This window comes from Rummeliibacillus sp. POC4, assembly GCF_003576525.1.
GTDB lineage: Bacteria > Bacillota > Bacilli > Bacillales_A > Planococcaceae > Rummeliibacillus.
This window is the reverse complement of sequence record NZ_QWUA01000058.1, coordinates 19341-29984: the sequence shown is the minus strand read 5'-3', so window position 1 is coordinate 29984 and position 10644 is coordinate 19341. Positions and strand designations below refer to the sequence as shown.

The following is a 10644-nucleotide window of genomic DNA, read 5'->3' as shown; positions in this document are numbered from 1 at the left end:
ACGCAACAAAGGAGGCACTACATGGTCACTAACAAACATGGCATCGTAATAGATGACGGAACATTCGGAAAAAATAAGTCTGTGAAAGTGAGAGTTCAAAAGAAACAAAGCATTAAACGCTACGACAGATACGTTCAAATGATACACAAATTGGACAAGCATAACTCAGTCGTTACACCGTTTGATAAAGCGTATATCAAGCAACTCAAACGTGAGGGTTACAAGTTAGTTGACGACTTTCAAATTAGATTAGGAGGATAGTAGATTGGTTGATTGGGGTGCAGTTCTAAAACAAACCGAGCGACAAACAGGAAAAAGGCTGCATGAAGGTTTATACGAAATCGCAGAAAATGAAGAATTGATTTATGTTCTTTTTAAGGATGAAGACGGTTATGTGCACTTTCAATATTGTGATGATCCATTGCAAATCAATCACACAATGACTGAAACACAATTGCGAAAATATCAACGTGTTTGGTGATTAATAATTAGGAGGATAACAGATTGTCAGTTTCAGAGATTTTAGTTTATGCATTATCTATTGCAGGTGCAGTTCTAATGTTAAAGATTGTTATGGAGGGACGGAATAAGTGATACCTAAGTCGAAGCTATCTAAAGAAGAACGCAAAGCTATGGAGGAATACCTAGAGTATATCAATATGACTCGTAAAGGGTATTACAACCATTGGTGTGATGAACATTTGGAGGACGAATATAACAAGTTTGCGAAAGGAAGTGCTTCGTAATGGCTTGGGGAAGATTTAACGGTAAGAAGCTAGTTCGTGGCTTTTCTAAAAAAGACGTAGAAAAGAAAATGCAAGGATATTTAGAGCGTGGGTGGAAACCAGCAAGCAAGATTCAAACAGAATGCAAAAATGGTGGAGCTTATGCAATATTAATGGAATTTCCAAATAAAAAACACGCTTGAAGGGCAATTCAAACGTGTCAACTAAAGAAATAGGGAAAATTATGAGACGGTTTCATAACCGTCTTATCTCCATTTTTAACAATTCGTTATTAGTTTATACGGTCTAAAATCTTAAAAGATTCGCTTTTATAAAAATATTTTTGGAGGGATAAAGATGCCAGGACGAGTGAGACAATACTTCATGTTTGATATCGATGGAATTGATTTATCATTACCAGAGACAAAAGTGAAAAAATTCGACCAAATGTGGAATGAAGGCTGTTCTATATCTGAAATAGCATTCAAACTCCAACGAAAGAAAAATGAAGTTATGCTACTTGCTCAAGATAGATTTTTGCGTGGAAAGATAAAAGAAAGACCAGGGCAAATGAAAGGCACTAAGCCTTGGAAGAATCCATATAACAACAAGATTAGAGTGGAGGCGTAGTATGGGAGAACGACAATTACAAACGGATCCAGATATGATTGCAGAAGTTGATTTGCATGAAAATGCTGTGTATGTGGTGTGCCAAGGAAAACTTCAAATAGTAGATACACCTCCTACTGGATATGGAACGCAATTGATATATTGGAGAGAAGGAAAGCCGACTCATAGTGAAATTGGATTTACTCAGAAGTTTGGATAAATAGTTGAAGAAAAATGTGACATAGAAAGGAGAAGTTAAAATGACGGTAAAAGGATTTATGGAAGATTGGGATGGAGAAATTATCCTAAGTGATACTCATAATTTTAAGGATGATAAGGACTTTATTAAACAAGCAGAAGATTATGTTAAGACAACAAGAGGATATAAAGTACCAGTCCTTCCACCAACTTTATTAGAAATCGTATATAACGGTGAACAGGAAGAATGTTGGGCAAGTAAAAGCTATGCTATGAAAACCGGATTTGATGGTGAAACACTTACTGTTTATAGGTCAGATTTGGATTGGGATAATGCAGAAACTTAATGTATATCACGTAGATTTTAAGACTATATAAAATCTAACATATATGCTAAAATATTCTTAAATAAATATTTGCCAATCGGAAGAACCGGGGGCACTGAATTTACGCAATTACTGCGTTTATTTGGTGCTCCTTTTTTATTTGCTAAAAGGGTGGTGGTTATATGGATGTGATTAAGTGGGTGACACATGAAAAGACAACAGCTAAGAACATACATAAGAACCCAACTGAAAAGCTAACTAAAAAGGAAATAGAAGAACTGATGGGTGTACATAGACCACGATATGTAAAATGTGGTGGAGCATTTAGACAGAAATAGAGGTGCTGTATGGCTAAGAAAGATTTTGCTTTTGAATACAAACATATGCAGATTATCAAACATGCTTTGCGTCACTATCTACAGCGTGAAGGTGCTAGTTATCAAGATTTAGTATCAGAGATAGCATTACTTAATCGAGTAGAAAATTACATCAAGGAACAATTCCCTTTCATACGAAAATAGATAGGAGTGGTTTTAATGCCTGGGATGAACAATACAGAAGAATTAAAAACTACATTTGTACAAATGATTAAGGATTATCGTTGGATGGTGAAGGAAGAACAAAGATTATCAAAACTAAATTATATTGCAAACGGTAGTTTCAACACAAAGATGGTTGCTCAATACGGATTAGAAGCTGCCATGCCTCATGCAAATACATCTATTAAAAGCCAAACAGAAATAAAACTTGCTAGTAAGCGTGAAGAACGTAATTTTAAACGTCTAATAAGATTAAGGAATGAATTATTGATCTTAGATTATGTGAATGAACTATTAGAAAACGACTTGCAAGAAACTGTTTACGATTGGCTACTAGAAGGCGAATCAATAAGAGGTATTGCTTCATTTATCGAAACATCAAAAGAAGTGGTGATTGAAGTAAGAGATCGAATTATTGAGCTTGCTATAAATGATGAAAAAATAGAAACATTCTTACTTTATGGTGATCTAGATTCATTTGAATACAAAAAAGACAAAAAAGACAAATCAGACAAAAAAGACAAAACCGCATGAATTTGAATCACTATTAATCAACCGTGTAAAATGGGAGGCAGGTTCGGAGCGTTGAATCCACCAGGTAGAAGAATACCTTCGGCATTCCCAAAAATGTTTGAAGGTATTCTCTAAAAGGTTTAAACCAACCGACCAACCAACCCAAGAAGATTTTTTCCGTTGGTTATACTCCGCTAAAATGGAGTACATCTGATATAAGCGAATAATACGAAGCATAGAGAATCCAAATGTGATGTAGGCTTGGCAGTATTGTTCGTTTATATGAGATGCAAAGCCAAATGGTGAAGTATATCTCACGTTGGAAATCTTCCTTTATTGGACATCTTTATGGTGTCCTTTTTATATTATTTTGAAACAAGTGAATATGATAGATGTGTTCATTTGCTTGAGAACAATCTCACATACAAGATAGGCTCGCCACCGAAAAGGAGAATCCTACTCCCTTCTTGTATGAAATTTATAGGAACTACTAAGGAGGTAGTAAAATGGTTAAAGAAATACCGTTACAAAATGGAATGTTTGCATTGGTTGACGATGATGATTATGAGAGAGTAAACAAATTAAAGTGGTCTGTTGTCGGAAGAGGTACGACTATACGTGTAAAAACAGAAGATATCGATTTAGCATATTTTATTTTAGATTTACCACAAAAAATGAGTGTGAACATTATCAAGAAAAATAAGAATGACTTAGATTTCACTAAAAACAATTTAATTGTAGGCAATAGAAATAAGGTTGCTCACTTTTCAAGAGGACAAAGAAACTCAACATCGAAATACAAAGGTGTTTATTGGAGGAAAGATACCAATAAGTGGCAAGCGAAAATAGGTATTGATGGAAAAACTAAATATTTAGGTTGCTATGCAAGAGAAGAAGAAGCCGCAATTGTATATAATAATGCAGCATTAAAATATTTTGGAAAAGATTGTTACTTGAATAAAATCGGTGAAGATAACAGCGCTTTAACTATTGAAATAGACAAGCGGCCACAACATAGACGGCCAAAATTTGATAAACAGTCGAGCTATAAAGGCGTAACCAAACAAATCAAAGGTAATTACGAACGTTGGAACGCATATATTCATCATAATGAAAAGCGATTACATCTTGGATATTTTACGAATGAATTAGATGCTGCAAAAGCTTACGATAAAAAAGCAATAGAATTATTTGGAGATAAAGCAATATTGAATTTTCCTAAAGTCACTCAATAGGGTGGCTTTTTATTTTGCAAAAATGAGGTGATGAAATGGCACGTAATAAATACAATAACAAGCAAGTTGAAGTTGATGGTATTATTTTCGATTCAGCATTAGAAAGTAAGTATTATTTGCATCTGAAACAATTGCAGGAACAAGGCATCGTGGAATCGTTTGAAATGCAAAAGACGTATTTATTACTAGAGGGCTATTCTATCGCAGGAAAGAAACGACAGCCTATAAAGTTTACTCCTGATTTCATCGTTCATTATGCAGATGGTACCACAAGAGTAATTGATGTAAAGGGTAATGAAAGAGCGATATCACGAGATTTCCCATTACGAAAGAAAATGTTCGAGTGTCGTTATCAAATACCTTTAGATGTAATCATGTGGTCCAAGATAGACGGCGGATGGATAGAATATGAAGATTTGAAGAAAGCTCGGGAACTTAGAAAGAAAGCAAAAGAAACTTCTAAGAAATGAGGTGGTGATATGACTAATGCCAAGAGCACGCGATCCGAATCGGGATAAAGCATTTGAAATATTTAAAGAACATAACGGTGATATTACAAATCGTAAAATTGCTGAAATGCTTGGTGTTTCTGAAAAGACCATTGGTTCATGGAAATCTAAATCCAAAGATGATTGGAATGGGAAATTGAACGGAGTACTCCAAACGAATGAACGGAGTACTCCGAAAAATAATGCTTCTTGGAAAGTTGATGGACAAAGGGTTGAGAAAGAAAAGCAACCCTACCGCAGTAACCCAAAGAATCAATTCACGAAACGGAATGAAGCTTCGGTTAAACATGGTTTCTATCGTAAGTGGCTACCACAAGACATGTTAGAAATTATTGAGGACACTAAAGGCATGACACTAGCTGACCGTTTGTGGTTCCAAATTGAAACCAAATTTGCTTCATTAATACAACTGCATAAAATCATGTTTGTTGAAAGTAAGTATGACACGTTACGTGAAGAAGATATGATGTCCGATGGAGAAGGTGGTTCAACAACTCGTTACAAAGTCGTTTATGCATTTGAACAATATGCTGAATATGTAAAAACAGAAGCAAGACTAACATCTGAATGGCGTAACGTTGTAAAACAATTCTTAGAGTTATCAGATGAATACGATGAACGCCGAATGAAGCTTGAGCAAATGCAGCTGAATATCGAAAAGACGAAAACTGAAATCGAAAACATTAAAGGTGATACCGAAAACCATGGTGCTGATGATTGGGTAACGGCATTAAAAGATGTTGCTGCTAAGCGAAAGAAAGCAAAAGATGGTGAGTTGAATGACAAATAAACCATACAATGTGCTTGTTGATCTTATCAACGTATATTGGGACGATCCAGTAGCTTTCGCTGAAGATATTTTAGATTTCTATCCAGATAGATGGCAACGTAATGTGTTAAATGATTTAGCACATAATCCATTTGTTTCCGTTCGTTCCGGCCAAGGTGTCGGGAAAACAGGGTTAGAAGCAGTATCAGTCATCTGGTACCTATGCTGTAGACCAAATCCTAAAGTCATTTGCACTGCACCGACAAGGCAACAACTAAATGACGTTCTCTGGGCAGAAATTGCAAAATGGCTTGAATCATCCGTTGTTAAGAACTTTTTGAAGTGGACTAAAACAAAGGTTTATATGCTTGGTAATGAAGAACGATGGTTTGCTACTGCAAGGACAGCAACTAAGCCCGAGAATATGCAAGGGTTTCATGAAGAATATATGTTATTCGTCGTGGATGAGGCATCTGGTGTTGCTGACAATATCATGGAAGCAATACTTGGTACGCTTTCCGGCCACGAAAATAAATTGTTAATGTGTGGGAACCCTACTCGAACGAGCGGAGTCTTTTATGATTCTCACCATAAGGACCGCGGCGACTATAAAACTCATAAAGTAAGTAGTTGGGACACGTCAAGAGCTAGTAAAGATAACATTGAACGTCTTATCCGAAAATATGGTGCAGATAGCGATGTTGTTCGTGTTCGGGTATACGGGGACTTTCCGAAAGCAGAGCCTGATACATTCATCCATCTTGAAAAGGTAGAAGCAGCTGTTATGCGGGAAGTATATCCTCTCAATGACGGCCAAACGCTTGCTGACATACTACCGAACGAGACTACACTTGAAATTGGCGTGGACGTTGCGCGCTACGGTAATGACGAAACGGTTATTGTTCCGCGGATTGGAAAATTGGTACCTTTTATTCGAAGGTATACAAAACAAGATACCATGACTACAGCTGGGTGGGTGCTAAACATTGCACAAGATTTAATGCTTGAGTATGGGCGACCAACATGCACAGTCAAAATAGATGATGATGGTGTCGGCGGTGGAGTAACTGATAGATTAAGAGAAGTCGTCGCAGAAGATGGTTTATATATTGATGTGATTGATTGTCATAATGGCGGCAAAGCTAACAAATCAGACCGTTACGACAATTGGGGAACTGAAGCTTGGGCAACGTTAAGAGACTTGCTTCACGAGGGTGAAATACAAATTCCGAATGATGAAGACTTAGTCGGACAATTAAGCACAAGAAAGTATCACGTTACATCAAAAGGTAAGATACGTTTGGAATCAAAAGATGATATGAAAGCTAGAGGGCTTCGTTCACCTGATAGAGCGGATGCACTCGTTTTGGCATTTGCAAATACTGGAGAAGAAGCATTAGATGACGATGTAGCTGCATTGTTGAGGGGGGTGAAAGTACATGGCTAGTTGGTGGAACAAAGCAGTTGGCGAGATGTCAAATCTTAGAAGCAAGTTATTTGGTTCTTATGGCATTATGACTGGTAGGCTCGGCAGTGGTTATAAGTTAGATAGTACAAAAGTAGATTACGAGAAAACAAAAGCACTTTATTACAACACAGACGATAATTACAAGTTAGGAGCAGGCTTTGCTAAATCCGTTATAAATTCAAAGGTCAGCTTCATGGGCATACCATCTTTTAAAAGTGAAGACAAGAATGCACAAGAAGTCTTGGATGATTTTGTTGAAACAAATGCTTCTAATATGCAGAGGACCACACGAGACGCATTGCGAGATGGCGATTGTTATGTATGGGTAACACGAGAAGAAGAAAAAGACGCTTCTTTGTATCCAGAGCAGGCAATTAGACTTATATATAATGTTATTCCTCCTGGTCAAGTAGCGGATATCATACGAGAACCATTAACAGGTATCGTTGAAGAGTACAAACTGGTTTCTTATCACGAATGGAAAGATGAAAATGATTATAGTAAACGGAGTACAATCATTCAACGAATACGTCGCGGAGAAAGAATTGTTGAAGTAGATGGCGATCTGCCACCAGGAGTTGAAGAAGGTACCTTTACTACACCATGGGATTTCATCCCTATTGTCCACTTTAAAAACGAAGGCGACGAGGGAGTTTATGGCCAATCAGAATTAGAAGTAATCGAGCCATACATGAAGGCTTACCATGATGTTATGCTACACGCTATGCAAGGCTCAAAGATGCATAGTACGCCACGGCTAAAGCTAAAAGTTAAAGATGTATCAAAATTCTTAAAAAACAATTTTGGTGTAAAGGATGCCAATGAGTTCGCTAAAAATGGTGGCACAATTAATCTCGATGGAAAAGAACTTCTATTCTTGCAAGGGGACGATGACGCTTCCTTTATTGAAGTCAAATCAGCAACAGGAGACGCACAGGTACTATTGAAATTGCTATTTTATTGCATTGTTGACGCATCCGAAACACCAGAATTTGTATTTGGTGTTCACACACCGAGTTCTCTTTCATCAGTAAAAGAACAAATGCCTATTCTTATTCGTTCGATTGAAAGAAAACGAGAACACTTTGCCGATAGTTGGCAAAGGCTTGCTCGTATCGTTTTGGCGATGACTGGATACTCAGATAACTTTTCCTTTGATACTTATAAAACAACACTTAGTTGGGTGAACATCGATTATCGCACAGGGCAAGAAATTAGTCAGGAATTGTTAAATATCGTCAACGCATTAAATATTGCCTTAAATAACAATATGGTAAGCGAAGTTGCGGCAGTTAACTATTTATCTAGATATATAGATACCATGAATGAATGGCAATCAGAAGATGGCGAAAACGAGCAGGATCGCATAATGAATACAAGATTAAATCGTATGAAGCTAGAGGATACGCAGTATTTAGAGGAACAGTCCAAGTCGATTGGCAAAACACTTAGAAATAGTGGTGATAAATCGTGAATGACTCCGAAAAAGAAATTGAAGAAATAAAACGCTTTGCTGGTGAATTTTTGGTTTTCGCACTCGAAGCAAGAAGGAAATATATCATCAATCGGTTAGAAACTGAAAAAGAAATACGAAAGCTTTTCGTTAGCACAGTCAACACAATTGCCAAAGAAATACGAAGCAGTGCAAAAGATGGAACATTCTTCGCAAAGTTTGGGACAACTAGAAACATTTTGACAACCGTATTTCAAGCGCTATGTGATAGTTTAATTAATATATTTGATCACCGTATCATTCTGAGTGTGGATGCTGGCATGCATCAATCTAAAAAGATTACTTTGTATTATCTTAATAAAGCAAGAATGGATGTCGAACCTGCCATTAAAGCATATTTCAGAGTTAGCGAGCAGGCAGTAAATGATGTGAAGAAACGATCTGCAAGAGGACTAAATATATCTGATAGGATTTGGGAAAAGTCAAACTTAGCGCGTGATAGAATCGGTGATATTATTCAAGCCGGTGTTCGTTCTGGTTCCAACCCAGTCGAAATAGCAAAGGCACTTGAACAGTATGTAAGAGATGGAGCGAATACGTTAGCTATCAACTATCCAAACATGATGGAACGATTAGACGGAAATATCCCTCAAGATTTAAGCTATGAAGCCCTACGACTAGCCAGAACAGAACTAGCGGAAGCGTATGGAGCAGGTGTAAAAGAAAGTGTTAAAGCCAGTCCTAGTGCAAAAGGTGTTCGTTGGGCACTTTCATTAAGCCACCCAGCATACGATGTATGTGACGAACATGCCACCCATAATGAAGGGCTTGGTGAGGGCGTATATTCAGTTGATTCTTTACCGAGATTCCCAGCACATCCAAATTGCTTATGCAGGTTGGAACCAGTGCATGAGAATACTGATGATTTCCTCGACAAATTAATTAAATGGAATAAGCAACCAAAATCGCAACCGGAATTAGAAAATTGGCATCAAACAGTTTATAAAACAGGTGCACTATAATAATGGAGGCATGGTTGTCAATGATAGTTGCAGATACGGTTATTACTATTAAAAAATCTAATTTAGGTAGAAGTCATGAGGGGAGGTGAGAATGTGAATAAAATCATTATTTGTGGTGAAATGGCTGAAAACAAAAAGGATATATTTCAATTATTCGGTGGTATTGGCGAGATGAATGCGGAGGATATTCCTGTTGCTCCTAACGTCAATATTGATGAATTGAAGAAAGGCGACGATGATCCGCTTGAGGTTGTAGTCGAGATTCCGGCTTCTAAATCAAAAAGAGGATGGAATTATACTTCAAATTCTTTAAAAGACATCGTAAATCACGTCAATAGTCAAACGCTAAACGGGTTCTTAGGGCATCAAAGACCGGAAGATGTAAGTAATCAATTCTTACCCCCTGTTACGCATTGGGTAGGTGCTAAGATGGCTGGTGAGACTGCTTATTTTCGTGGTGTAGTAGATGCGGCGGCAAAAGATTTAAAACGTTGGATAAAATCCGGTCGTGTAAAACAAGTCAGTATTTTCGGAATGCCTAAAATACAAAAGGTTGCTGGTGAGACAAACGTGGTTGGTTATAAACCGCTAAGTATCGATTGGACGCCACTGGATAGGGCTGGTATGAATACACGTATCGTTGCGATGAGTGGCGAAATGTGGGATTTAGATGGTGATGGACCAGAAGGTGAAATGAAAAAAGGAGGGGTAAATGTGAACCCAGAAGAATTACTTGTAGCGTTAAAAACAATGTTGAATAATAAACAACTAACAGTTCCTATGATTGCTGGTGAAATGGGGTGGAAACCAGACGAAGTAGCTGGCGATATTGATGCGAAATGGTTAACTAATATGACAGCATCTGTTGACAAACTTAAGAAAGTGGAAGAAGCACTTGGGGTTTCCGGAGAAATGGATGTTGTGAAAGTAGCACAAGATGCTGCAGAAGCGATTAAAAAACAATCGACTATAGAATTTGACAAAGTTGTCGGTGAAATGATGGAGAAAAAGATTGCATCAGAAGCTATTCGGAAAGATATGCTTGACGATAAGACGGTTATCGGAAAGATTTGGTCATATCAAACGAAAAACTTTGATACTTCTATTACAGAAGAACAACTAGCTGGTGAAATGGATACTTTCCTTGCAGATCAAGTCGTTAAAGACATTATTAGTAATTATCATACCGATAAGCCTGCAGGAGTAAGTGTTAGCAATAACAATAAACAAGCGCCGAAAGGATTAAAGCCAAAGCGTACAGCGCTATAAGGAGGAGAA

17 protein-coding genes are annotated in these 10644 nt (G+C 37.4%); all 17 read left to right on the top strand.

Annotated elements, in window-relative coordinates:
• The coding region (locus tag D1606_RS14190; protein ID WP_233548119.1) for a hypothetical protein at window positions 1–261 on the top strand (261 nt) is incomplete at its 5' end.
• A 4-nt stretch (window positions 262–265) separates the two neighbouring features.
• Entirely contained in the window at window positions 266–481 is a 216-nt protein-coding gene (locus tag D1606_RS14185) for a hypothetical protein (protein ID WP_119416678.1), read from the top strand.
• Between the two features lie 109 nt (window positions 482–590).
• The gene (locus D1606_RS18820) at window positions 591–746 is read left to right on the top strand and encodes a hypothetical protein (protein ID WP_158582391.1); all 156 of its coding nucleotides are present in this window, start codon (window positions 591–593) and stop codon (window positions 744–746) included.
• Window positions 746–928, top strand: coding sequence for a hypothetical protein (locus D1606_RS14180; RefSeq protein WP_119416677.1), 183 nt, complete (start codon window positions 746–748; stop codon window positions 926–928). The genes D1606_RS18820 and D1606_RS14180 overlap by 1 nt, the downstream gene beginning before the upstream one ends.
• A gap of 154 nt (window positions 929–1082) precedes the next feature.
• Entirely contained in the window at window positions 1083–1355 is a 273-nt protein-coding gene (locus D1606_RS14175; RefSeq protein WP_119416676.1) for a hypothetical protein, read from the top strand.
• A 1-nt stretch (window position 1356) separates the two neighbouring features.
• On the top strand, window positions 1357–1554 hold the full coding sequence (locus D1606_RS14170; RefSeq protein ID WP_119416675.1) for a DUF3954 domain-containing protein: 198 nt from the start codon (window positions 1357–1359) through the stop codon (window positions 1552–1554).
• A 40-nt stretch (window positions 1555–1594) separates the two neighbouring features.
• Window positions 1595–1879 (top strand): hypothetical protein, encoded by a 285-nt coding sequence (locus D1606_RS14165; RefSeq protein ID WP_119416674.1) that lies wholly within the window; start codon window positions 1595–1597, stop codon window positions 1877–1879.
• A 161-nt stretch (window positions 1880–2040) separates the two neighbouring features.
• Window positions 2041–2196, top strand: coding sequence for a hypothetical protein (locus D1606_RS18815; protein ID WP_158582390.1), 156 nt, complete (start codon window positions 2041–2043; stop codon window positions 2194–2196).
• A gap of 9 nt (window positions 2197–2205) precedes the next feature.
• On the top strand, window positions 2206–2379 hold the full coding sequence (locus D1606_RS18975) for a hypothetical protein (protein WP_199670761.1): 174 nt from the start codon (window positions 2206–2208) through the stop codon (window positions 2377–2379).
• A gap of 15 nt (window positions 2380–2394) precedes the next feature.
• Window positions 2395–2931 (top strand): hypothetical protein, encoded by a 537-nt coding sequence (locus D1606_RS14160; protein WP_119416673.1) that lies wholly within the window; start codon window positions 2395–2397, stop codon window positions 2929–2931.
• Between the two features lie 485 nt (window positions 2932–3416).
• The gene (locus D1606_RS14155; RefSeq protein ID WP_119416672.1) at window positions 3417–4145 is read left to right on the top strand and encodes an AP2/ERF family transcription factor; all 729 of its coding nucleotides are present in this window, start codon (window positions 3417–3419) and stop codon (window positions 4143–4145) included.
• Window positions 4146–4180: 35 nt separating this feature from the next.
• Window positions 4181–4615, top strand: coding sequence for a DUF1064 domain-containing protein (locus D1606_RS14150; protein ID WP_119416671.1), 435 nt, complete (start codon window positions 4181–4183; stop codon window positions 4613–4615).
• 16 nt (window positions 4616–4631) lie between these two features.
• On the top strand, window positions 4632–5444 hold the full coding sequence (gene terS, locus D1606_RS14145; protein ID WP_119416670.1) for a phage terminase small subunit: 813 nt from the start codon (window positions 4632–4634) through the stop codon (window positions 5442–5444).
• Complete coding sequence (locus D1606_RS14140) at window positions 5434–6870, top strand: AAA family ATPase (protein WP_119416669.1); 1437 nt, start codon at window positions 5434–5436, stop codon at window positions 6868–6870. Before terS ends, D1606_RS14140 begins: the two co-directional genes overlap by 11 nt.
• Window positions 6863–8365, top strand: a complete 1503-nt coding sequence (locus D1606_RS14135) for a phage portal protein (protein WP_119416668.1) — start codon at window positions 6863–6865, stop codon at window positions 8363–8365. The genes D1606_RS14140 and D1606_RS14135 overlap by 8 nt, the downstream gene beginning before the upstream one ends.
• Complete coding sequence (locus D1606_RS14130) at window positions 8362–9366, top strand: hypothetical protein (protein ID WP_119416667.1); 1005 nt, start codon at window positions 8362–8364, stop codon at window positions 9364–9366. The genes D1606_RS14135 and D1606_RS14130 overlap by 4 nt, the downstream gene beginning before the upstream one ends.
• A 93-nt stretch (window positions 9367–9459) precedes the next feature.
• Window positions 9460–10635 (top strand): hypothetical protein, encoded by a 1176-nt coding sequence (locus D1606_RS14125; RefSeq protein ID WP_119416666.1) that lies wholly within the window; start codon window positions 9460–9462, stop codon window positions 10633–10635.
• Window positions 10636–10644: the final 9 nt, after the last annotated feature.